Origin of the sequence: Enterococcus sp. DIV1279b, from assembly GCF_050531515.1 — a bacterium.
Lineage (GTDB): Bacteria > Bacillota > Bacilli > Lactobacillales > Enterococcaceae > Enterococcus_D > Enterococcus_D casseliflavus.
The window spans coordinates 2,515,001-2,540,135 of record NZ_CP172891.1 but is presented as its reverse complement, the minus strand read 5'-3'; the positions used below and the strand labels follow the sequence as shown (position 1 = coordinate 2,540,135).

Annotated in this window: 18 protein-coding genes and 1 rRNA gene (1 of these 19 only partly in view); 14 read left to right on the top strand and 5 right to left on the bottom strand. The window is 39.7% G+C overall.

The genetic code is table 11. The annotated features are described in order from the left end of the window. Positions 1 to 4: 4 nt before the first annotated feature. Positions 5 to 1,000, bottom strand: a complete 996-nt coding sequence (locus IGI71_RS11945) for a glycosyltransferase family 2 protein (protein WP_154694537.1) — start codon at positions 998 to 1,000, stop codon at positions 5 to 7. Positions 1,001 to 1,421: 421 nt separating this feature from the next. Between IGI71_RS11945 and IGI71_RS11940 the strand changes: the two genes are divergently transcribed. Then, the gene (locus IGI71_RS11940; protein ID WP_230209404.1) at positions 1,422 to 3,515 is read left to right on the top strand and encodes a YfhO family protein; all 2,094 of its coding nucleotides are present in this window, start codon (positions 1,422 to 1,424) and stop codon (positions 3,513 to 3,515) included. Between the two features lie 1,000 nt (positions 3,516 to 4,515). Here IGI71_RS11940 and IGI71_RS11935 read toward each other — a convergent pair. Beyond that, positions 4,516 to 5,175: an Ltp family lipoprotein gene (locus IGI71_RS11935; protein WP_231435413.1), complete on the bottom strand. Its 660-nt coding sequence runs from the start codon at positions 5,173 to 5,175 to the stop codon at positions 4,516 to 4,518. Positions 5,176 to 5,403: 228 nt separating this feature from the next. On the opposite strand from IGI71_RS11935, the gene IGI71_RS11930 reads away from it, so the two are divergent. Beyond that, on the top strand, positions 5,404 to 5,592 hold the full coding sequence (locus tag IGI71_RS11930) for a hypothetical protein (protein ID WP_016608598.1): 189 nt from the start codon (positions 5,404 to 5,406) through the stop codon (positions 5,590 to 5,592). Positions 5,593 to 5,651: 59 nt separating this feature from the next. Here IGI71_RS11930 and IGI71_RS11925 read toward each other — a convergent pair whose 3' ends face one another. Then, complete coding sequence (locus tag IGI71_RS11925) at positions 5,652 to 5,801, bottom strand: hypothetical protein (RefSeq protein ID WP_005229155.1); 150 nt, start codon at positions 5,799 to 5,801, stop codon at positions 5,652 to 5,654. 466 nt (positions 5,802 to 6,267) lie between these two features. Here IGI71_RS11925 and asnB point away from each other — a divergent pair, with 466 nt between their 5' ends. Then, positions 6,268 to 8,163, top strand: coding sequence for an asparagine synthase (glutamine-hydrolyzing) (asnB, locus tag IGI71_RS11920; RefSeq protein WP_201689897.1), 1,896 nt, complete (start codon positions 6,268 to 6,270; stop codon positions 8,161 to 8,163). A 54-nt stretch (positions 8,164 to 8,217) separates the two neighbouring features. Here the strand turns inward: asnB and IGI71_RS11915 are convergent, their stop codons facing one another. Continuing rightward, entirely contained in the window at positions 8,218 to 9,021 is an 804-nt protein-coding gene (locus tag IGI71_RS11915) for a Cof-type HAD-IIB family hydrolase (RefSeq protein WP_005229159.1), read from the bottom strand. Between the two features lie 261 nt (positions 9,022 to 9,282). Here IGI71_RS11915 and IGI71_RS11910 point away from each other — a divergent pair, with 261 nt between their 5' ends. Together IGI71_RS11910 and IGI71_RS11905 are read left to right on the top strand one after the other, a co-directional pair. Further along, positions 9,283 to 10,722: an NCS2 family permease gene (locus IGI71_RS11910; protein ID WP_005237180.1), complete on the top strand. Its 1,440-nt coding sequence runs from the start codon at positions 9,283 to 9,285 to the stop codon at positions 10,720 to 10,722. 101 nt (positions 10,723 to 10,823) lie between these two features. Further along, positions 10,824 to 12,029, top strand: a complete 1,206-nt coding sequence (locus IGI71_RS11905) for a multidrug efflux MFS transporter (protein WP_005231893.1) — start codon at positions 10,824 to 10,826, stop codon at positions 12,027 to 12,029. 48 nt (positions 12,030 to 12,077) lie between these two features. On the opposite strand, the gene IGI71_RS11900 is transcribed toward IGI71_RS11905, so the two are convergent. After that, positions 12,078 to 12,260, bottom strand: coding sequence for a YjzD family protein (locus IGI71_RS11900; protein WP_008377814.1), 183 nt, complete (start codon positions 12,258 to 12,260; stop codon positions 12,078 to 12,080). A 147-nt stretch (positions 12,261 to 12,407) separates the two neighbouring features. Between IGI71_RS11900 and dnaE the strand changes: the two genes are divergently transcribed. The 9 genes from dnaE to IGI71_RS11855 all read left to right on the top strand — a co-directional run. Then, a complete protein-coding gene (gene dnaE / locus IGI71_RS11895; RefSeq protein WP_231435415.1) occupies positions 12,408 to 15,719 on the top strand; it encodes a DNA polymerase III subunit alpha in 3,312 nt (1,103 codons plus the stop codon). A 161-nt stretch (positions 15,720 to 15,880) separates the two neighbouring features. Beyond that, on the top strand, positions 15,881 to 16,843 hold the full coding sequence (pfkA, locus tag IGI71_RS11890; protein ID WP_005229169.1) for a 6-phosphofructokinase: 963 nt from the start codon (positions 15,881 to 15,883) through the stop codon (positions 16,841 to 16,843). A gap of 83 nt (positions 16,844 to 16,926) precedes the next feature. Further along, positions 16,927 to 18,711 carry a pyruvate kinase gene (pyk, locus tag IGI71_RS11885; protein WP_005229179.1) on the top strand — a complete coding sequence of 595 codons (1,785 nt, stop codon included), beginning with the start codon at positions 16,927 to 16,929 and terminating at the stop codon, positions 18,709 to 18,711. Positions 18,712 to 18,906: 195 nt separating this feature from the next. Continuing rightward, positions 18,907 to 19,467 (top strand): YceD family protein, encoded by a 561-nt coding sequence (locus IGI71_RS11880; RefSeq protein WP_010749661.1) that lies wholly within the window; start codon positions 18,907 to 18,909, stop codon positions 19,465 to 19,467. Between the two features lie 56 nt (positions 19,468 to 19,523). Further along, on the top strand, positions 19,524 to 19,703 hold the full coding sequence (gene rpmF, locus IGI71_RS11875; RefSeq protein WP_005229191.1) for a 50S ribosomal protein L32: 180 nt from the start codon (positions 19,524 to 19,526) through the stop codon (positions 19,701 to 19,703). Between the two features lie 185 nt (positions 19,704 to 19,888). Continuing rightward, entirely contained in the window at positions 19,889 to 21,310 is a 1,422-nt protein-coding gene (gene gndA / locus IGI71_RS11870) for an NADP-dependent phosphogluconate dehydrogenase (RefSeq protein ID WP_005229192.1), read from the top strand. 139 nt (positions 21,311 to 21,449) lie between these two features. Further along, on the top strand, positions 21,450 to 22,136 hold the full coding sequence (locus IGI71_RS11865; protein WP_005229193.1) for a response regulator transcription factor: 687 nt from the start codon (positions 21,450 to 21,452) through the stop codon (positions 22,134 to 22,136). A 14-nt stretch (positions 22,137 to 22,150) separates the two neighbouring features. Beyond that, complete coding sequence (locus tag IGI71_RS11860; protein WP_034696083.1) at positions 22,151 to 23,656, top strand: HAMP domain-containing sensor histidine kinase; 1,506 nt, start codon at positions 22,151 to 22,153, stop codon at positions 23,654 to 23,656. 616 nt (positions 23,657 to 24,272) lie between these two features. Continuing rightward, positions 24,273 to 25,135 (top strand): 16S ribosomal RNA (locus IGI71_RS11855); it runs 696 nt beyond the window's last position.

Sequence of the window (25,135 nt, the reverse complement as noted above, 5' to 3'; positions counted from 1 at the left end):
TCAATTAAATTATTTGTTTTGATTTGTAGTCGATAGTTCCTTTACAATAAAACTTAGAAAAAAGAGGAATTAGATACGATTTTTCGAGTAAACGGAAAGCGAAAATTATTAACCTGTTTTTTATCCCCTCACCTTTTAGATCATTAGATAAAGGGTTGAGTGTACTATCAAATTTCCTGTCAGAAATCCATTTCTTTATTCGTTTATGTTCAATTATAAAATCATTTCTATGAGCCTGTCTTCCTGAGAATAGAAGGAACCAAACATAGTAACGCTTAATAAAGTATTTTAAGTAGGCATCTGATTGACCATGTGCAGCTTCAATTAACTTATCTAATAAGAAAAGAATATCAATATCTTTATTAAAACCTTTTTGACAAGTATTTGAGATACTGTGGCCATTAAAATACCAATTATATCCGACATAATCAATTGACACTATTTTTTTGGTGTTGCTGAATACTTTTAAATTAAAGTAAACATCTTCACCAATTGGATAATCTAAGAATAAGATATTGTTGTCTATCAAAATCTGGCGATTATAAATTTTTGCCCACGGCGCAAGAATAACATACTTTCCCCAATCACAATCCCGTGGAAAATCAGAAAACATGATTTTGCTTTTGTTCACACGCTTATAACCACCGATTACCAAATCAGCATCGTTCTTGATACAATTATCAATAAACGTCTGAATATAATCCTTCTCAATATAATCGTCATTATCTATAAACATTATGAATTTCCCGGTCGCTTCTTTTATTCCAAGATTTCTAGTTTTAGATACACCTTCATTGATTTTTGTAATAACTCTTATTCTTGAATCTTCTCTTTCTTTTTCTTTTAGGATCTCTAAGCTATTATCAGTTGATCCATCATCAATCAATAGTAACTCAAAGTTTTTAAACGTATTCGCAGTAATTGAATCAATGCATCGAGTCAAATGTTCTGCAGCATTATAAATAGGGACAACAATTGTGAGTGCGGTTACGGTCGACATTTTTTTCACCTTTTATTCTGAAATAAGTTTCTTTTAATAAAAAATAGCACTCAGGGTAAAAAAATACAACTTACAGAATTGTCACATAACGATCAGGTAAAAGGTGAGGTAATTTAATTGATTTTAGAATTGCTCATGCAAAGAGTGGATTTTTTTATCTACAAAAATAGCCCACTTCGGCGGGCTTGTACATAGAATCATAAAAAATAAGGAGTAGATTGATGGGACTGTTAAAGAATTAAAAGCATTGTGGAAGATGCTACTAACATTCTTACTGAAATTGAAAAATGCTCTCATACTTTAAATCAGTATGAGTTTTTTTATATTTTTAGTTTAATAATAGAATTGAACTGTGTTAATTTTACTGATATTATGTGTTAGGGAATATTCATGTACCAATATGATAAAAGGAGTACTACTATTGAAAAAAATTAACAAGTCACGTATGAGGTATCATGATATTATTGTGTATACAATTTTGTTTGTTATGATAATTCTTATAGGTTACTATCCTCTGTGGAGTCAAAACTTATCTTTGGTTTGGAATATAGATGGTTTAGGACAGTATTATCCAGCTTTCATCTATACTGGAAAATACCTCCAAGAAATATTTTTAGGGATTTTTAATGGACAATTAAAGTTTCCAAGTTTTGATCTTGCAATTGGTATGGGAGAAGACATAATTGGTTCCTTAAACTACTATGGTTTTGGTGATCCATTAAACATATTTGCGATTTTAGTAAATGATAGAAATGCCCCATATTTATTTTCTTTTATGATTGTATTTAGGATGTGGTTGTCAGGTTTATCACTTATAAAGTATCTATCGAACTTTAATCTTGATAAAGTAGCTGTTAATATAAGTGCTTTGGCTTATGTATTTTGTGGCTTTTCCGTAATGGGTGGAACAAGGTACGTTGAGTGGTTGTCCGTATTAATTTTTTCTCCGATGATTTTGTTAGGTGTTGAAAAGATTATTTATAATAAAAAGTTTACTCTTTTTATTGTATCGGTAATGTACGCTGCCCTATGCGGATTTTATTTTTTATTCATGATTTCAGTTGTTCTAGCTTTTTACCTCCCTATAAGACTTTTGTTTCAGAAAAAGAGTTTTAGAATAATGATTTTAGAAATAGTAAAATCTATTTTTGCTTATACTGTTGGTATACTTTTAGCGGCACCATTTTTCTTTCCAACTCTTCAAAGTTATTTTTTAAGTGAAAGAAAAAGCGAGCCAATTCAAAATATAGTTTTTAATTCAAATAATTATATTCCTAATGTTTCAATAAAATTTGATAAATTAATTAGTCTACAAGCAGTAGAACCACCAAATTTTTTGTCCGGAATTATCATACTGGAATTATTGGCAGTTGTATTATTGTTGTTTTTACCTAACAATAGAAGAAAATTACAATGTTTGATTTTCTTTGTAATTACTTTTGTCGCTTATTCATTACCAATTACTGGGTATCTATTTAATGGTTTTGGTCAGACAAATGATAGGTGGGTATTTATTGTTCATTTTTTATTGTCCGGAATTTTAGCATATGTATTGACCGAATACAGAAAGATTTTGGAGAAAGCGTTTGCTCAACATAAAAGTAAGGGCAAAAAAATAAATATTATTTTTTCTCTAACAGGATTGATGGTATTTGTGAATATTATTATCAATTTATGGGGTGTTTATAGTAGCTACGGTTATGACTGGACAAAAGAATTTATTGCATATGAAAATTCTGAAGTTTATACCAACTCACCCGTAAACTTTTCAACTAAAGTACAAAAAGATTCTGAGTTGTATAGAGTATCAAATGATATTCTTACGGGTATAAATGGACGACCTGAAAATGTAGCAATGATTAACGATTATTATGGATTGTCTTATTGGTTTAGCGTTATTAATAATCGTTCGCAAGAAATTGTTGATCAATATAGTCAATCATCATTAAAGTGGCGCTCCTATGGTTTTGCCAGCCATAATACGATGAATACATTAAGTGGCGTCAAATACTATTTTTCAAAAGAACCTCTAGTTGATCCTACAGGATACCAACTTATCGAAAATGTTTCTTTTAATAATCAGAACTGGTTTGTTTATAAAAATGTAAACTTTCAGAGCATTGCGTTTGTTTTAAGTGAGGGAGAACAGGGAAGATTTGCAATAAACAATCCAGAAGACAGGGAATTACTCATCAAATCAAGAAATGACGCAGATGGAAAAGTGGAAGATATAGTTTATAGTGGAAACACATTTGAAATAAAAGCATCTGCTTCTTTAGGAGAAAAACTTTTGCTACTAGTTCCATATCATGAAAACTGGAATGCTTATGTAAATGGTAAAAAAGTTGATCCCAGAATTGGACCTATGAATTACATGTATGTGATCTTAGATAATGGAGAAAATAGTGTACGATTTGTTTATTCAAACCCATTTATCAAATTAGGTTTGATATCGTCAATTATAGCTTTGATCATGTGTATTATATTTTATATTTATTTTAAAAGAAGTTTCTAAAAAACTAACGTATAAATTTCTATGAAATTAATAATAGAGACGTTTAATTCATCTATAAATCGTAAAGTAGATAATGAAGAAAAATAAAATAGTCCGCTACGCGGGCGTTTGCATAAATCCTATTCATTTTACTTGCAGTAACTAAGTTTATCCTATAGATTAGTAGGTACGTGCAATACTCTACGAGGAGTATTAGGCGGTAATGCTTGGGGAAGTGTGCCTAGTACTCTTCGATTTTTTTATTTTAGCATTATTTCAATGTAATAGATATTATTGATTAGAAAACCGTCATAAATTGGTTGAGTTTGATTAATAAAAGATGTATCTTATACTCATACCCAAAATGTTTATTTTTCGTTTACTCTTTCGAGATCCACTCTATCATAACTAGGGTGGATTTTTTGTTGAAATAAAAACTATGTTCTTGTAGAATGGAATCATAGCCTTGACCGGGGCTATTTCATTTTATATCTTTTTTCAGTCCCACTCTCCTTGAGGGTGGGTTATTTTTGAGCATAAGGTTTGAATAAATTTTAGATTGCTCATAAAATTAGTTTACCATATAAAAAAACTTTTTTATCTAATTGAGCCACTCCTCCCCGAGAGTGGTTATTTTTTGTAAAAAAAGCACAGCATATTCTCATATGCCGTGAAAGAGTGACAAATAAAAATGTGAAAAAACAGTTCTCACTAAGAAAATTTATTTTGCATCAATTTTGCATTAACTCTGAAAATTGGCTTCTAAATCAATGTTTATAATGGGGGTTTTAGGCTTGTACTCTCCTTATATCAACGCTTTGGAGCGTTTAGCCTATCTTTTGAGATAGGCTTTTTTGTTTGTTGTGGGCAGAAAAATGGGCAGAGAAGCTAACTGACTGCCGAGCTTGCTCGATGACCATCTGAAAAACCCTCAGCCTAGACTCGAGCTGGAAATCAACAGAAATGTACACTAATTCGTCGAACCCTTTTTTGCTTGTGGTCCTGCAACAAACGAAAAGAATCAATCGGGCAAACGCGCTAAGGCGTATTCAATTTGTTCAGAAGTAAAGCCTTCAAAGGAAAGTTGGCTCGCCACACGCTCATCTGATAAGGATAAATTTTGCGAGTAGCGAATTGCTTTTTTCAATGCTTGCTCATTCCAATCGGCATCCACAGTGACTACGGCAAAGTCTGCTGCGCTCTCAGAAAAATCTTCATAGAGTAGTTGGCGTTTCAAGCTCGACTGAGAAAACGCATTGCTGGATAAGTATCTTTCTGCACGATTCAGTGCATTTCTTTCTTCACGAGAAAGTTGAGGTGTATGTTGCTCGTTGTTTGCGGGTTCTTCTTGTTGCGCGCTGCTTGCTTCGTTGTTGCCAGCTGTTTGTTCTCCTTGTGGTTGTTCCATGGAAGCAGCGGCATCGCCAAAGGACTCATTTTTCCCTGATTCGTTACGTAAAGAAAGGCTTAATTGCGCAGTGATGCTATCGAAAGACGTCACATCTTGGTAGAAGGACAAGCCACCATACGAAAACAAGACAATAAAGGCGGAAGCGACAATGAGAAAAACATTTCGATCTCGTTTGTTTTTTTGAGTTATCAACCCAATATAAAATAAGATAATGCCAAAAATGAAACCGATCAAACCGATAAAAAACAAACCAGCGAAAAATGTAGCCATAAGCATCCCTCCTAATAAAACAGTTTCCTAAAGTTAATAGTACTATGTCTGGAATCAGAAAACAGATTTGTCTTTTCATGAATAGAGGAAAAGAATGATTTGACAAATGTAACGTGTATGCCATTAATGGATCATTCATATGTATTAAAGAAGTGACGCTCAAGAATTACTGGTGAAATCGCTGGTAAACGAAATGAAAGTACAGTTGTATCAGTAGGAGGGAAGAAGATGGATTTTCAAGAAAAAGATTACTTCATGCGTTACACAAAAATTGCGGCACAGGGATTGAGCAAGTTTATTACGCAAGGATCTGTTGATGAAATCTTACAGCTGGATGAACAGCAAAGTGGACAGAAGCAAGAAGCGGATACTGCAAAAGACAAAAGCGAGCCAAAAAACAAGAAAGCACCTAGCTAATTTTTTCCTTAGCGAGGTGCTTTCAGTACGAATCGGTATCCTTCATTTGGATAAACTCCTTATGCAGTTTTTTTCAATTCTTGTACAGCTTGCTCGATCGTAATTCCAGTCGCAAAATGATTCGCATCTTTTTTATCGAAAACGATAAATAAATTCAATTTGGTATCCAGAGTTACACGATATTGTAGATCTGTGTTATAGAATGTCATAGTCATTCTCCTTTCTTAAAACTTGTCATTGAAAGGCAACGGTTAGTTGATAACGAAATTCCATAGTTAGAATAACACTTTTTTTCACATTCGTCCAATAAAACTATCAAACGAACGAATCTGACTGATCCTTTTCAAGAAATCAATGCCTGAGAATGGCAGCAAAAGAAGTTTCCTGGAGTCAGTAAATTCGGGAAAAGTATCTTTGTATATTTTCAGAAAAATAGAATTCATAAAAAATTTCTTAAGAATTTTGAGGATAGCTATTTTCTTAGATAACAAATTTGTAAGATTGAGAGTATGAGATGGTTGGAAACCTTGATATCATAAGGTTTGTCTCCAAATTATGTTTTGTGCAAAAATATATTGATTGTATTTTTTTGAAAAAGAGATCGTATCTCTTGAATTCTATGGTATGATTTACTTTAGAAAAATGAAAATGGATTATGAAAACGGATGTGAAAATATGTGCGGAATTGTCGGCTTTGTCAATTCAAAAGACCAAAAAGAAATCATTATTGAACGCATGATGGACCGGATCGTTCATCGCGGACCAAACAGTTCAGGAAAATTTACCGACGACCAAGTAGCGTTAGGGTTTCGTCGTTTATCGATCATCGACTTAGAAGGTGGCTCACAACCGATTTTTAACGAGGATCGAACAAAAGTCATTATTTTTAATGGGGAAATCTATAACTTTCAAGTGTTGCGGGAAGAATTGATCCAAGCGGGTCATGTTTTTTCTACCCATGCGGATACCGAAGTAGTCTTACATGGCTATGAGGAGTGGGGCATTGATGTTTTGCAGCGCCTGCGAGGAATGTTTGCTTTTGCCATCTGGGACACAGAAAAACAAGAGCTTTTCGGCGCGCGGGATCACTTTGGGATCAAACCATATTACTATGCGCAAATGAATGGCAGTTTTATGTTTGGTTCTGAAATCAAGAGCTTTTTGCCTCATCCAGATTTCAAGAAAGAGTTGAACCAAGAGGCGTTGAAACCTTATTTGACCTTCCAATACTCGCCTTTGAACGGAGAAACCTTCTTTAAAGGTGTTCATCGTTTGCAAGAAGGGCATTATTATTTGTTTAATGAACAGGGATTGACGATCAAGCAGTATTGGGATGCAGATTTTTCAGTGAAAGAAAATCATTCAAGAGAAGAATGGGTCGACAAAATCGATCAAGCAGTCCAAGAATCAATTGCCGCTCATCAAATCAGTGATGTTGAAGTCGGCTCATTTTTATCCAGTGGTGTCGATTCAAGTTTCGTAGCTTCTGTCTTGCGACCAGATCGCTCGTTTTCAATCGGGTTCGATGACAAAACCTACAACGAAGCGATCGAGGCCCGCAAATTGACGGAAAAACTTGGTTTGAACAACACAGCAGCGGTCATCGATGGTGAAATGTCCTTTGAGGCATTCCCGTTGATTCAGTATCACTTGGACGAACCAGATTCTAACCCAAGCTGTGTCCCTTTGTATTTTTTAGCCAATCTGGCAGCACAGCAAGTGCGAGTCGTTCAATCTGGGGAAGGGGCAGATGAATTATTTGCCGGTTATGCTGCTTATGGCTTCCACACAAACTCTAAAGCGGTGCGCGTTTTTGCCCAAGGGTTGAAAAAATTGCCACAAAACATCCGCTTTCGTTTGGGACGTCAAATCGGCAAAATGAAAAACTTCCATGGTCGAATCCATCTTTATGAAGCAACGGCACCTGCCCAAGACTTCTTTATCGGGCAAGCACTGGTCTTTGAAGAAGAGGAAGCACTGCAGCTTTTAAAACCAACGTATCAAAAAGGACCCTCTGTTGCTGAAATCGTTGCGCCTCATTACGAGAAAGTCAATGGTCTCAAAGACGAGGTCAATAAGATGCAATATTTAGATCTTCATCAGTGGATGCCGAAGGATATCTTGTTAAAAGCAGACAAAATGTCCATGGCGAGTTCCTTGGAATTACGTGTTCCTTTATTGGATATCGAGATGCAGAAGTTGTCGCAAACGATCCCGACGAAATATTTGATCAATCAAAACAACACCAAAGATGTGTTTCGACAAGCGTCAAACCGTCATTTGCCAAAAGAGTGGGCAAACCGTGAAAAACTCGGCTTTCCTGTACCTATCAAGGCATGGCTGAAAGAAGGAACAGGGTATGAAGCAGTCAAGAGCCTTTTTGAGTCAGACTTTGCGGCAACCTTCTTCGATCAAACAGCAATTTTACAAATGCTTGAAGACCATCGCCAAGGAAAACCGAATCTTCAGCGAAAAATCTGGACGATCTTTACGTTCTTGACCTGGTATAAAGTATTCTTTATTGATGAATCGATTCCAGAAGCCAAAGAAATCGTTTATGAAACACTTTGATTTGAATATGGCAGCAAAAAAAAGCTGATGCGGACATCCCGCATCGGCTTTTTTTTATAGACCTAAATATTTTTCCAAGTAATCGACCATGCCATCTTCCGCATTGGTTTTGTCGGTAACATCATTGGCGATCGATTTTAATTGTTGCGTGCCATTCGCCATGGCAACGCCCCAGCCCGCATAATCCAGCATCTCCAAATCGTTGTGTTCATCACCAAAAGCGATGATATCTTGTCGATCCAAAGACAAAGAATCCGCGATCACCGAAAGACCAAGTGCTTTATGGACCCCTTTTGGTACGATCTCTAAGATAGCTTGAGGTCCACCCCAGGTTCGAACATCGACTGCATCGTCAAATTGATCCTTGATACGTAAAGAAACAGATTCTGCTAATTCATTTTCGGTTTTCACCAGTAATGAAGTGGGGTCCGTTTTTAAATTTGCTAATAGATTTTTTTCGGAAGCATTGCCCGAAAAGAAAAAGTGCTGATCAAATCCGCTTAGGTCATCGATGAAAAAGGTTTCGCGATTTTCTGCTGCCACAAACGTCAGCCCCAGCTGCTCTTTTTGCGCCATGAGCTCAAACGCAATTTCTCGAGAGATCGAGTGCTCCATTTCATTTGCCCAGACTTGTCGAGGTTTATGGACTAACCCACCGTTAAAATTGACCATTGGTGTTGTGAGCGCCAATTCTTTATAGAATTGATCGCTCATACGAAAAGGTCTTCCTGTAGCGATGGTAACAAAGTGTCCCGCTTTGGTGGCGCGAACCAGTACCTCACGTGTGCGAGGGGAAAGTTGGGATTCAGTATTTAAGGTTGTGCCATCTAAATCAATGGCGATGATTTTTGGTTTCAAAAGACTCGCTCCATTCTCTTATGGTAGTGGCTTAAGTGTAACATATTTCTGTCATTTCACAATACAAGTAAGTTTTCGATAAGTTTTCATAATATTTACAAAGCAAAACACGAACATTAAACGTTTTTGGTTCGTTTTATTCGGAAAAAGGTTTGAAAAGCGAAAATTATTCCCTTATAATTTGTAATTGTTCGATGAAAAGCGCAATTATTCATTTTTTCTTTTCATAGAAACGATTAAAGTTCAGGAGTGAAACATAACATGGAAAAGTTTTTCAAATTAAAGGAGAATAAAACGACGGTTTCCACAGAAGTGATGGCTGGGGTCACCACCTTCTTCGCGATGAGTTATATTTTGTTTGTGAATCCGACGATTTTATCTGCTGCAGGCATGCCGTTTCAAGCTGTTTTCTTAGCAACGATCATCGCTTCAGTGATTGGTACCCTGATCATGGGCTTATTTGCAAATGTGCCTTACGCGCAAGCACCTGGAATGGGCCTTAATGCATTCTTCACCTTTACCGTCGTTTTTGGTTTGGGGTATACGTGGCAGCAAGCATTAGCGATGGTTTTCATCTGCGGCTTGATCAACATTTTTATCACGGTCACTCGTATCAGAAAAATGATCATCCATGCGATTCCAGAAAGCATGCAGCATGCAATCGGCGGCGGGATCGGGATCTTTGTGGCTTATGTAGGGATCAAAAATGCCAACTTGCTAAACTTCAGTGCAGACACTGCGGCAGTGACGGGTTCAGTTGTCGACGGTGAGACGATCGTGAGTGCCAATTTTAATGGGGGGATCGTCCCAGCTTTGGCGAATTTCAATAATGCACCTGTTTTGTTAGCAGTGATTGGTTTAGTAGTGACTACTTTATTAGTGGTGAAAAATGTTCGTGGGGCAATTATTTTTGGTATTTTAGGAACGACGATCATCGGTATTTTGATGGGTGTGGTGGATTTAAGTGCCATTGATTGGCACGGGAATTCATTAGGAAGTTCCATCAGCGAACTAGGCATCACATTTGGCGCTGCGTTTGGCTCTGAAGGAATGGGCTCACTATTCAGTGATTCTGCCAAAATCCCTCAAGTAATCATGACGATTTTAGCGTTTAGCTTATCAGATGTCTTTGATACGATCGGTACCTTTATCGGGACTGGACGTCGTACAGGGATCTTTTCGAAAAAAGATGAAGAAGCGGTTGAAAACAGTAACGGATTGAACACGAAGATGGATAAAGCCCTTTTTGCAGATGCCGTAGCCACTTCTGTAGGTGCCATCGTAGGGACCTCAAATACAACGACTTATGTGGAATCAGCAGCTGGTATCGGTGCTGGTGGACGCACGGGCTTGACTTCTGTTGTAGTGGCAGCACTCTTTGCAATCAGCAGTATCTTTTCTCCACTGATCTCAATCGTTCCCGCACAAGCGACAGCACCAGCGTTGATCTTAGTTGGGGTAATGATGATGGCTTCGTTTGCAGACATCAAGTGGACCGATCTAGAAGAAGCAGTTCCCGCTTTCTTCGCGTCTATTTTTATGGGCTTGTCTTACAGTATTTCCAATGGGATCGCTGTTGGTTTCATTTTCTACGCATTAGTGAAAGTAGTGAAAGGAAAAGCCAACGAAGTGTCTCCGATCATCTGGGTCGTCAATGCGTTGTTTATCCTAAACTTTGTCATTTTGGCTTTGATCAGTTAAGTTTAATGAAGAAAATCTTTCTGTATGTTACCTGCAGAAAGATTTTTTTATTTGATTATTACTCACGATACGGTATAGTATTTGTGAAAGAAGGTTTGTAAATGAAGATTGATTGGAAACGAAATCTACTGATTTCATGGGTAGGTTGTTTTTTTACGGGTGCCAGTTTTAGTCTTGTCATGCCATTCATTCCCTTATATATAGAAGAGTTAGGCGCTCCAGAGAGTCAAATTGAGTTGTTTTCTGGATTAGCAATCTCAGTAACGGCGTTTGCGGCGGCTATCATTGCTCCAGTATGGGGAAATCTAGCAGATCAAAAAGGTCGTCGCTTAATGATGATTCGCGCGGCTGCGGGGATGACAGTGACGATGGGGTCTTTGGCTTTTGTACCGAATGTCTATTGGTTGTTGATCATGCGTTTCTTTACCGGAATTTTATCGGGGTATATTCCCAATGCGACTGCATTGATTGCTTCGCAGGCGCCTCGAGAAAAAAGCGGTTGGGCGCTTGGGACATTGGCTACAGGAGCCATCGCAGGGAATTTGATCGGTCCATCGATGGGTGGGGCGTTGGCGCAATGGTTCGGCATGAAAAATGTTTTTATCATTACTGGTGTTGTGCTGCTAATTACGCTCTTGCTTACGATTTTTCTCGTTCAAGAAGATTTTGAGCCGGTTGAAAAGGGCGATTTGCTGTCCATCAAAGAAATTTTTGGTCAAATCAAAAATATGCAGTTGCTTGTCGGTTTGTTTATTACGTCACTGATTTTACAGCTAGGTGTAACGAGTATCAGCCCGATCCTTACATTGTATATTCGTGATCTAAGCGGGAACAGTGGCAATATTTTGTTTGTCAGCGGATTGATCGTCTCTGTTGCTGGTGTTTCGGCAATCATCTCTTCGCCATTTTTAGGCAAAATCGGTGATCGTTACGGCAATCACAAGGTATTGTTAGGCGGTTTATTGCTGTCATTTTTCTGTTTCATTCCGATGGGCTTTGTCTCCACACCGTTTCAGTTGGGCGTGCTGCGCTTCTTGCTTGGTTTTTCGACAGGTGCGTTGATGCCGTCGATCAACACACTGATCAGCAAGATCACCCCGATGGAAGGGGTCAGCCGTATCTACAGCTACAACCAAATGTTCTCTAACTTTGGACAAGTGTTAGGTCCGATGGTCGGCTCAACGGTGGCAGCTGGCTTTGGTTATCCCGCCGTCTTTTGGGTAACTAGCGGGTTTGTACTGATCAATATTTTTATCTCAGGATTTAATTTCCGTAAAAGCTTGCGTAAAACGGACATCAGTGAATAGTTGAAAAGAAAAAAAAACCAGTTACAATAAAGGTAACTGGTTTTTTTTTTAATGGCTTGTCTTTTCAGGCGCTGGTGCGATAATACCAACAAGAATGATCACCACACCTGTGACCAAAGAGATGATTGAAGTTAATTGAAAATCATAAGTTGCTCCAGCAAGTGAGCTGCCTAGATAGCCAACGACTTGACCTAATACAAAAGTCCAAAATAAAGTGACTAAGTAACGCATGACGACACCTCTTTTCTGCGTATCTTCCATTTCGACTTTAGTTTATCACAAAAATATTTATTGTAAAGATTTTCACTTTTTCATTTTGTTTTTCAAATCTAATTACTAGCAGAAAGAAAGAGAATTTTCATTTTTGGAGGGATTTCAATGTATTCACAGCTCACCACCTTAAGCGCCTATTCGTTGCTGCAAAGTACGATCAAAATTCCTCACTATATAGAGCAAGCCAAAAAGATGGGCTATCAGACGTTGGGTCTGACCGATCATAATGTTCTCTATGGCGCGGTCGAGTTTTATCAGCAATGCCTAGCACAGGGCATCAAGCCGATTTTTGGCGCTTTGTTCGACTGTACCTTCGGAGAGGGATCAATGTCCTTTCCGTTGTACGTATTTGCAAAAAACCTCAAGGGCTATCAAACCTTGATGCGTTTATCAAGTGAAAAAATGATCACCGAGCAGTTGAATTTAGCTGCTTGTGATTCTTTGCAGGACCTCTTTGGTTTGCTGCCTGAAGGCGAGGGATTTCTGCCTTCTCAGCACGATGATCTAGAAGCCAATCAAGAAGCACTGCGAGCAATCAGCCATAAATTTGATTCTGAGAGCTTGTTTTTAGGTATTACTAGCAAAGGGTTAGATCCAGAAACGATCGCTTGGTTTAACGAGCAAAACATTGCACCATGTGCCTATCAACCAATCGCGGCTTTAGCACAAGAAGAAGCCTTTGCAGTCAAAGTGATGACGCATATCAAAGAGGGCTCGCAAATTGAAGACTTTCGTCAGGCTAAAGAGCAAGGGGCTGCGCAGCTTTTTCTACAACCAGCAGACCAACTGACCGCGGCATTTGAAGAATGGTCGCAGGCATTGATGAATAATCAGCGGATTGCAGCTGAATGCGCCGTCGAGCTGCCGCTGCATCAGCGGCTGTTGCCTCATTACCCGCTACCAGCCGAAGAAAGCGCTGCGGACTATTTGCGGAAAATTTGTTTTGAGCGTCTGCCTCAGCGTGTTGCCCACGTTACATCGGCGTACGAACAGCGTTTGGATTATGAGTTGTCCGTCATCCATAAGATGGGCTTTGATGACTATTTCTTGATTATTTGGGACGTCATGGACTTTGCCCACCAACAAGAGATCGTTACCGGCGCTGGACGGGGATCGGCTGCTGGCGCACTGGTGGCATATGTTTTATCGATCACCGACGTAGATCCAATCAAATACGATCTTTTGTTTGAACGATTCTTGAATCCAGAACGTTACACGATGCCTGATATTGATTTAGACATTCCTGACAATCGCAGAGACGAGATTTTACAGTATGTGCGCCAAAAATACGGGCAAGAATATATGGCACAGATTGCGACGTTTGGCACCATGGCGGCCAAAATGGTTCTGCGAGATGTTTCTCGTGTCTTTGGTCTTTCGCAAAGTGAAGCCAATCGCTGGTCAAAAGCCATCCCCAATGCCTTGAAAATGACCTTAGATCTTGCTTATGAACAATCCAATCAGCTGCGAGAATTGGTGTCGTTTAATGAGCGAAACCAAGTAATGTTTCAAGTCGCCAAAATTTTAGAAGGCTTGCCACGTCACGTATCGACTCATGCCGCTGGTGTGGTGATCAGTGACAAGAATTTGCTTGATCTGGTTCCCTTACAAGAAGGCAGCGATGGGATCTGGCTGACCCAATTCACCATGAATGACGTAGAAGCCATCGGCCTATTGAAGATGGACTTTTTAGGCTTGAGAAACTTATCGATCATTGATAATACCTTGAAAGGCATTAAACGAATCAGCCAACAAATCGTTACCCAAAAGGAGATTCCTCTTGATGATCCAGCAACATTGCGCTTGTTTCAAAAAGGCGAGACCGCAGGGATCTTCCAATTTGAATCAGCGGGGATACGCAATGTGCTGCGTAAGTTAGGACCAGAAAGCATCGAGGATATTGCCGCAGTCAATGCCTTGTATCGTCCAGGACCGATGCAAAATATCGATACCTTTATTAAGCGGAAAAAAGGACAAGAGCGTGTCTCTTATCCAGATGACAGCTTGATTCCGATTTTGCAAAACACTTACGGAATCATTGTCTACCAAGAGCAGATCATGCAGGTAGCTTCCAAAATGGCTGGTTTCAGCTTAGGACAAGCAGATATTTTGCGTCGAGCAATCAGTAAAAAGAAAAAAGACGTCTTGGATGAGGAACGTCGTCATTTTGTGCAAGGCGCCTTAGCCAATCAGTACGATGAAAAGACCGCCAATTTGGTCTATGACTATATCGAGCGGTTCGCCAATTACGGGTTTAATCGATCCCATGCGTTTGCCTATTCCTTTATCGGCTTTCAAATGGCCTATCTGAAGGTACACTATCCCGCACCATTTTTTGCTTCGATCCTACACTCGGTACGCAACACCGCCAGCAAAATGAAAGAATATTTAAATGAAGCCGCACGTTATGGCGTAGAAGTACTGCCGCCTTCGATCAATGCCAGTGGGTTTAGTTTTCAACTGCAAAATGAAAAACAAATTCGTTTTGGTTTCAGCAGTATCAAAGGAATCCGACGCGACATGATCCAAGACATTTTGGCAGAAAGAAAAGAGCATGGTAATTTCACGTCTATGGATCAATTTTTGCTTCGCTTGAATCAGCGGAACAGCAAATGGTTAAAATTGGATTATTTATTGCCGCTTTTGAGCATCGGCGTATTCGATGTGATCGCACCCAATCGAAAACAAGCACTGATCCAGCTAGAAGGAAAGATCCAAAACATTACTTATAGTGGCGGCAGTTTGGATCTCTTAGAAACTATGGCATTAAAAGAAGAAGCCGTTGCCGATTACAAACTAGAAGAAAAACTGGCTTTGGAAGAAGAATACTTAGGTGTTTATTTGTCTGGCCATCCCGTGGAACAGTTTCAAAAATTGCACCAATTAAAACAAATCACTGATATTGCCGATCTGGTTCCGAATGAACGGGTGCGTATCCTTTTATATGTGCGCAAGATTCGAGAGATTCGAACGAAAAAGGGCGAACAAATGGCGTTTGTCGAAGGAACAGATGCCAGCAAAGAAGTGTCAGTAACGATTTTTCCCATCATTTATCGACAAGTACGTTCCTTGATTGAAGAAAATGCTGTTCTCTACATCGAAGGAAAGGTCGAGGTAAGTCGTTACAATGGTGAAATCCAACTCATTGCTGATAAAATAGACTTAGCAGAAAACGTTCAAAATAAAATTGCGTCACAAACTTGTTACTTAAAGATTTCTGCTGAAGCTGAAACGTCGCACCTGCAAGCATTGTCGAAGGAAATGAAGCAGCATCACGGAAATATTCCAGTGGTGATGTTCTATGAAAGCAGTGGCAAAAAAGTGTTATTAGCAGAAGAAAACTGGGTGACGGATGAGCCGAACTTTGTCAAACAACTGATCGCATTATTAGGAAATGGAAATGTAATTTTCAAGTAATTTTCCGAAAACGGTAATTCAACTTACACTTTTTTCAACTTTTTCCCACTATTTCAAGACATTTTCATGGAATAATGGTAGAATATGTCTCGTGGTTATTACTTGAAAACTAGCAAACAGGGGCTTCCCTAAACAAAATCTTTTGATGAGGTGAAAGAATAATGAAACGCATTGGAATTCTAACCAGTGGCGGCGATGCACCAGGAATGAACGCAGCGATTCGCGCAGTTGTCAGAAAGGGTATTTTTGACGGACTTGAAGTATACGGAATCAACTATGGCTACGCCGGACTAGTCGCAGGTGACATTCGTCGCTTAGATGTTGCTGATGTTGGTGACAAAATTCAACGTGGTGGAACATTCTTATATTCAGCACGTTATCCAGAATTTGCGACACAAGAAGGACAATTAAAAGGAATCGAACAATTAAAGAAATTTGGCATCGAAGGGCTAGTCGTGATTGGTGGAGATGGATCTTACCATGGTGCGATGGCACTTACTCGTCACGGTTTCCCAGCGATCGGGATTCCAGGAACGATCGATAATGACATTCCAGGAACAGATTTCACGATTGGTTTTGATACAGCGATCAATACTGTCTTGGAATCGATTGACCGGATCCGTGATACAGCGACATCACATGTCCGCACATTCGTGATCGAAGTAATGGGTCGTGGTGCTGGCGATATCGCTTTATGGTCAGGTGTGGCCGGTGGTGCGGATGAAATCATCATCCCAGAACATGATTTTGACATGCAAGTTGTTGCTGATCGTATCCGTGAAGGACGTGACCGCGGGAAAAAACATTGCTTGATCGTTTTAGCCGAAGGTGTGATGGGCGGAAATGATTTTGCTGACAAACTTTCTGAATACGGCGATTTCCATACCCGTGTATCCATTCTAGGACATGTTGTCCGTGGTGGTTCACCAAGCGCTCGTGACCGTGTGTTAGCAAGTAAATTTGGTTCATATGCCGTTGAATTATTGCAACAAGGCAAAGGCGGTCTATGTATCGGTATCGAAAACAATGAAATGATTGCTTCTGATATCATCGATACCCTTGAAAACAATCGTCACAAACCAGATCTTAGCTTGTATAACTTGAACAAAGAAATCTCATTCTAAAGAGATTTTTAAAGCAACGCAACAGTAATTTTGTAAAAAAAGCTTATTAGCTATTTTAAATAAATGAATAGGAGCGTTTAGTAATGAAAAAAACAAAGATCGTAAGTACATTAGGACCAGCAAGTAACAGTGTGGAAATTATTTCTCAACTGATTGAAGCCGGTGCGAATGTCTTCCGCTTTAACTTCTCTCATGGAGATCATGAAGAACAATTAGCGCGTATGACAATGGTTCGTGAAGCCGTAAAGAAAACTGGTAAAGATGTCGGTATCCTTTTAGATACAAAAGGTGCTGAAATCCGTACAACTGTACAAAATACGACAGAAGCAGACTTTGGTCGTGCTGGATACATCCAATTCAACGTTGGCGATGAAACACGTATTTCAATGGATCCAGAACACAAAGGAACAAAAGAAAAAATTGCTGTAACTTATCCTGGTTTATTTGAAGATGTTCATGTGGGCGGACACATCTTGTTTGATGATGGCTTGATCGACATGGAAATCAAAGAAAAAGACGAAGCAACCCGTGAATTAGTGGTTGTCGTTAAAAATGCTGGAATGTTAGGATCACGTAAAGGGGTCAATGCTCCTGGCGTATCAATCAGCTTACCTGGTATTACTGAAAAAGATGCAGAAGATATCCGTTTTGGTCTTGATAACGATATCGACTTCATTGCCGCTTCATTTGTACGTAAAGCGCAAGACGTTTTAGAAATTCGTGAAATTTTAGAAGAAAAAGACATGACTCATGTGCAGATCTTCTCTAAAATCGAATCACAAGAAGGTATCGATAATATCGATGAAATCATCAAAGTTTCTGATGGTATCATGGTTGCCCGTGGTGACATGGGTGTTGAGATCCCTGCTGAAGAAGTACCAATGGTTCAAAAGAGCATCATCAAAAAATGTAACGCTGCTGGTAAATCAGTTATCACAGCAACACAAATGTTAGAATCAATGCAACAAAACCCACGTCCAACTCGTGCAGAAGCTTCTGACGTTGCCAATGCTGTCTTTGACGGTACTGATGCAACAATGCTTTCTGGTGAGTCAGCAAACGGTGACTACCCTGTTGAAGCAGTAGCAACAATGGCACGTATCGACGTGGAAGCAGAAAAAGCTTTATCAGAAAACAGCACTTTCCAAATCAACCAATTTGATAAAACAGATGTAACGGAAACAATCGGTTTATCTGTTGCGCGTGCAGCGAAAAACTTAGGGGTTAAAACAATCGTTGCTGCCACTGAATCTGGCTACACTGCGAAAATGATTTCTAAATATCGTCCAGATGCTGACATTTTAGCTGTTACATTTGACGAACGCACAAAACGCGGCTTGATGCTTAACTGGGGTGTGTACCCAACCGTTGCTGAAAAACCATCAACAACTGATGAAATGTTTGAATTAGCAGCAAAACAAGCAGTTGATTTAGGCTTTGCTAAAGAAGGCGATCTAATCTTGATCACAGCCGGTGTTCCTGTTGGTGAACGCGGAACAACCAACGTAATGAAGATCCAATTGATCGGATCAAAATTGCTTGAAGCGCAAGGAATTGGTGAAAAATCAGTTGTTGCCAATGCCGTGATCGCTCACAGTGCCGAAGAAGCAATTGCGAAAGCAAAAGATGGCATGATTTTAGTTGTACCAACAACAGATAAAGAATATATGCCAGCAATCGAAAAAGCAGCAGCTTTAGTTGTTGAAGATGGCGGCTTGACTTCTCATGCAGCAGTTGTCGGAATCGCGAAAGATCTACCAGTGATCGTTGGTGCCAAAGACGCAACAACAACCATCAAAGATGGCGAATTGGTTACTCTTGATTCTCGTCGCGGTATCGTTTATCGTGGAGAAACAACAGCGATCTAATGATTTTTAACGATTGATCAAGCAACAGGCAAGTGCACGTTGTGCGCTTCCTGTTGTTTTTTTGAGAGTGTCGAAATCCCTTGAGAAAAGGCATTAAAATGACACGATCAAAAATGAAAAAGGTGTCAAGAAAATTTCATTGACAAAGCCTCAGAAGCCCTGTATAATTGCTTTTGTTGCTTAGGGGTGATAAAAATGAAATGGTCTTTATTGGAATTAAAAAAATACCAAGAGACACCGCTGATGTTTGAAGAAACACTTGACCTAAAAAGTCAACTGATAAAACGCGATGGACAGATCATTGATTTGTCTCCTGTAAAAGTAAAAGGGCTGATGAGTGTTGATAAGCAAGGATACTTGCTGCACTATCAAGTGGAAACGACGATGACATTGCCATCTACTCGTTCTTTGACACCTGTAGCGATTCCTTTTGATTTTTCAGTGGATGAACAATTCATGACACCAGAGCAATTTCAGCGTCGCGATGAAACGATCGTCGAAGAAGAAGTTTTGATCATTGAAGGTCAAACCATCAGCTTAGATGAATCGGTCGCTGATAACCTATTACTTGCGATTCCTTTGCAAGTCCTGACAGAAGAAGAAAAACAAGGTTCAGCAATGCCATCTGGCAACGATTGGGCTGTTTTGTCAGAAGAAGACTTTGCAAATCAAAAAGAAGCGCAAGCTCAACAAGTTGATCCTCGTCTTGCAAAATTATCCGAATTATTCAATGAATCAGATGACGATAACGCGTAGGATTGGAATAAATTGCAGCCTCAAGGTTGCGTTCATTAACAAGGAGGTGTAGCAAAATGGCAGTACCAGCTAGAAAAACTTCGAAAGCGAAGAAAGCAAAACGTCGTACACATTACAAATTGACAATCAACGGTTTGAACGAATGTGCAAACTGTGGTGAAATGAAAAAAAGCCACCATGTCTGCTCTAACTGTGGTCATTACGATGGCAAAGACGTAGCAACAAAAGAAGCATAATTCCTTTTTTTCAGAAAGAGGATTCTAAAACCTTAGGCTAACCATGGAGCCTGAGGTTTTTTTGTTTTTTTTGGAAAAGACGGAACTTTTCAGAAATATTTTTTGTCCATCGAAAGAGAATAGTTCAAAAGCAGGTACATTTGCGCTATAATGAAAAAGATAATTGAATCTTAGGAGGATGAAAGATGACAAAACAACAAATCGGCGTTGTCGGTATGGCTGTTATGGGCAAAAACTTAGCGTTGAACATCGAAAGCCGCGGTTATTCAGTTGCCTTATTTAACCGTACTGGTTCAAAGACAGAAGAAGTAGTAAAAGAACATCCAGATAAAAATTTTAAAGCAACTTATACGATAGAAGAATTTGTCCAATCAATTGAAAAACCACGTCGTATTTTATTAATGGTAAAAGCAGGATTTGCGACGGATGCTACGATCCAAGAACTATTGCCTCATCTAGACAAAGGCGATATTTTGATCGATGGCGGAAATACCTTCTTTAAAGATACCGTTCGTCGTAACGAAGAGTTGGCAAACTCAGGAATCAACTTTATCGGTACGGGTGTTTCTGGTGGGGAAGAAGGCGCCTTGAAAGGTCCTTCGATCATGCCTGGTGGACAAAAAGAAGCATATGAATTGGTTGCACCGATCTTAGAACAAATTTCAGCAAAAGCTGAAGATGGTACACCTTGTGTAACTTATATTGGACCAAATGGTGCAGGCCATTACGTAAAAATGGTTCATAATGGGATCGAGTATGGCGACATGCAGCTGATTGCGGAGTCTTATGACTTGATGCAAAACATTTTAGGTCTATCTGTTGATGAAATGGCTGATATCTTTGCCGAATGGAACAAAGGTGAATTGGATAGCTACCTAATTGAGATCACAGCGGATATCTTGACACGTAAAGATGATCAAGGAACAGGCAAACCGATCGTTGATGTCATCTTAGATGCTGCAGGCAATAAAGGAACTGGGAAATGGACGAGCCAAAGTGCCTTAGACCTAGGTGTTCCATTGCCATTGATCACTGAATCTGTTTTTGCTCGCTATATCTCAGCTTACAAAGAAGAACGGGTCAATGCCAGCAAAGTATTACCGAAACCAGAAGCGGTTGCTTTTGAAGGAAACAAAGAAGAATTTATCAATAAGATCCGTGAAGCCTTATACTTCAGTAAAATCATGAGCTATGCACAAGGTTTCGCGCAATTACGTACAGCATCAAAAGAGTACGATTGGGATCTTCCTTTTGGTGAGATTGCCAAAATTTGGCGTGCAGGCTGTATCATCCGTGCGCAATTTTTACAAAAAATCACGGATGCTTATGACAAGAATGCTGACATCGAAAACTTATTATTAGATGATTACTTCAAAGACATCACGAAACGCTATCAATCTTCTGTACGTGAAGTAGTTGCGCTAGCTGTCCAAGCGGGTGTCCCTGTGCCGACGTTCTCCTCTGCGATCGCGTACTTTGATTCGTATCGTTCTGATCGTTTGCCAGCGAACTTGATCCAAGCACAACGGGATTACTTCGGCGCGCATACGTATGAACGGACAGATAAAGAGGGAATTTTCCATTATTCATGGTATGACGAAGCGTAAGCTTTAAGAGAATCCAAAAGAGAAAGGCCGAAAGTGAGAACTTTCGGTCAATCTCTTTTTTATTTTTTAGATACATGATAAAATAAGACAGATAATGTCTATTTTAAAGGCAGAATAATCAATAAAGGGGCTATCAATAATGAGTAATATTCTAATCATTGAAGATGAAAAGAACTTAGCTCGATTTGTGGAATTAGAATTGAAGCATGAAGGGTATAATACCGAAGTTCATTACAACGGACGGACGGGACTGGATGCTGCGCTGAATAATGAATGGGATGCAATCTTATTGGATCTAATGCTTCCAGAGCTAAATGGGTTAGAAGTTTGCCGACGTGTGCGTCAATCGAAGAATACCCCGATCATCATGATGACCGCGAGAGATTCTGTGATTGATCGAGTATCAGGTTTGGATCATGGTGCTGATGATTATATTGTGAAGCCTTTTGCAATTGAAGAATTGCTGGCACGCTTACGTGCGTTGCTTCGCCGTATCGATATCGAAGGGGACAAAAACGTCGCAAAACAAACCACGATCACTTACCGCGATCTAACGATTGAAAAAGAGAACCGTGTCGTTCGACGTGGAACAGATGTCATTGAACTAACAAAACGCGAATATGAGCTATTGTTGACTTTAATGGAAAACGTCAATGTCGTTTTAGCCAGAGATGTTTTATTAAACAAAGTCTGGGGCTATGAGACAGAAGTTGAAACCAACGTTGTCGATGTTTACATCCGCTACTTACGAAATAAAATTGATGTACCAGGGGAGGAAAGCTATATCCAAACCGTTCGTGGTACAGGTTATGTGATGCGGTCGTGAACCTTAAAAAAAGAATGAAAAAATTAAAAGAACTGAAGGGGCCTTCTTTAACTGTAAAGTGGGCCTTCGCAAGTTCTTTCTTTATATTCGTCGTATTTACGATCTTTGCTGTGATCACCTATAAAACATCGGTGAATTTGATCGTCGCTAAAGAAGAAAACAATGTGGAGCGAACGATGTCAGAGGTCGCTTCTCGTTTAGCCAATTCGGATCAAGAACTAACATTGGTTCGAACATATCGTAATTTAACCAAAAATGATGCGGGGACGACGAGCATTTATGATCGCACTTCAACGATCGATGGCAACTTAATGAAAATCGATTCCTTTATTTCGGAATTAGGCCAAGCGCCGTTGAGCTTGTTTGTTTATAATTTGAATGAGGATCTTGTGTTTAAAACCCATGAAAATGATTTAGCACTGATCGACACGCAGCGCAAAGCCCCAACCATCGTAACGCTGGATGGTATCACAGGCTTTCTCTCGATCCAACCCATCTATTCAAAAGGCACCAGAGAGCGGATTGGCTATGCACAAACCTTTTATGAATTGACTTCTTTTTACGAAATACGCAGCAAACTGCTGCTGACTTTGATTATCTTAGAAGTCGTTTCTCTGATTCTTAGTAGTGTGCTTGGGTTCTTTTTATCAGCGTATTTCCTTCAGCCGTTAAAGGTCTTGCGAGATACGATGGAAACCGTTCGGAAAAACCCACAGTCAACGGTGCATATGCCAGAATTAAATACGAACGATGAACTGTCTGATTTAGCAGATATCTTTAACGAAATGCTGGATCGCATGCGCCTATACATTGAACAGCAAGAGCGATTCGTCGAAGACGTTTCTCATGAGTTGCGAACGCCTGTGGCGATCATTGAAGGACATATGAATCTGTTGCAGCGTTGGGGAAAAGACGATCCAGAGATTTTGGATGAGTCTCTGGCAGCCAGTATGCAAGAGATCAGTCGGATGAAGACGCTAGTACAGGAAATGTTGGATCTCTCAAGAGCGGAACAAGTGGATGTTCATTATGCAAATGAAACAACCAATGCAAAAGAAGTTGTCTATCAAGTCTTCAATAACTTTAAAATACTGTATCCGGATTTTGTTTTTACATTGGATGATGACTTATACCATGAGTTGAAGCTGAAAATCTATCGCAATCATTTTGAACAGATCATTATTATTGTCTTGGATAACGCAGTGAAATATTCCACTGATCGAAAAGAAGTTCATCTATCCATTTCGTTGGATCGGCAATCCTTTGAAATTGCCATTCAAGACTTTGGTGAGGGAATCTCCAAAGAAGACCTCGACAAGATCTTTAATCGTTTCTATCGGGTAGATAAAGCCCGTGCTAGAACCAAAGGCGGAAACGGGCTAGGGCTCTCTATTGCGAAACAGTTATTGGAAAGCTATAAAGGAAAAATTTCAGCAGAGAGTGTCATCGGTCAAGGAACGATCTTTCGAATCTATATACCGATCGTTCAATCAGAAGATCGGACGAAAAGAGAACGTTAGGCGAAAAGCTTAAGTTCTCTTTTTTTATCCATTAATGATAGATTTAGCCGCAAAATACTTCTTATAAACGAACGTTCGAATCGTTTGACAATGAATAATTCGCTTATAAAAATAGTTGCCAAAAAGCCTATTTTTTTAGTTGATTTTTCCTTTAAGAATTGCTATATTATTACTTGTCCTTGTTAAGGCATTTGTAACAAACACTGATTGATCTTTTTTGAAATTAGTTGTTGACGAAACATTTTACAAGTGTTATTATAACAAGGTCGAAAAAATATCATCTCTGAAAAACCTAATAAATCAAAAAAAACTTTTCAAAAAAGTGTTTGACATATAACGGTTGAGATGGTAAGATAAAAAAGTCGCTGAGGTTAAGAAAGAAGTTAAATAACAACTTCTTGAAAAAAACTTTTAAAAAAAGAGTTGACAAACAAACGTCGCTCTGATATGATATAAAAGTTGCTAACACAGCACGGTAGACCTTTGAAAACTGAACAAAGCAAGCAAACGAACCAATGTGTAGGACGTTTCAATTTATTGAAACAAATACATGCAAGCAATAGCTAGCAAAGTTAATTTTTATGAGCTTAATGACCGTATGGTCATTCAAACAAATCATTATGAGAGTTTGATCCTGGCTCAGGACGAACGCTGGCGGCGTGCCTAATACATGCAAGTCGAACGCTTTTTCTTTCACCGGAGCTTGCTCCACCGAAAGAAAAAGAGTGGCGAACGGGTGAGTAACACGTGGGTAACCTGCCCATCAGAAGGGGATAACACTTGGAAACAGGTGCTAATACCGTATAACACTATTTTCCGCATGGAAGAAAGTTGAAAGGCGCTTTTGCGTCACTGATGGATGGACCCGCGGTGCATTAGCTAGTTGGTGAGGTAACGGCTCACCAAGGCAACGATGCATAGCCGACCTGAGAGGGTGATCGGCCACACTGGGACTGAGACACGGCCCAGACTCCTACGGGAGGCAGCAGTAGGGAATCTTCGGCAATGGACGAAAGTCTGACCGAGCAACGCCGCGTGAGTGAAGAAGGTTTTCGGATCGTAAAACTCTGTTGTTAGAGAAGAACAAGGATGAGAGTAAAATGTTCATCCCTTGACGGTATCTAACCAGAAAGCCACGGCTAACTACGTGCCAGCAGCCGCGGTAATACGTAGGTGGCAAGCGTTGTCCGGATTTATTGGGCGTAAAGCGAGCGCAGGCGGTTTCTTAAGTCTGATGTGAAAGCCCCCGGCTCAACCGGGGAGGGTCATTGGAAACTGGGAGACTTGAGTGCAGAAGAGGAGAGTGGAATTCCATGTGTAGCGGTGAAATGCGTAGATATATGGAGGAACACCAGTGGCGAAGGCGGCTCTCTGGTCTGTAACTGACGCTGAGGCTCGAAAGCGTGGGGAGCGAACAGGATTAGATACCCTGGTAGTCCACGCCGTAAACGATGAGTGCTAAGTGTTGGAGGGTTTCCG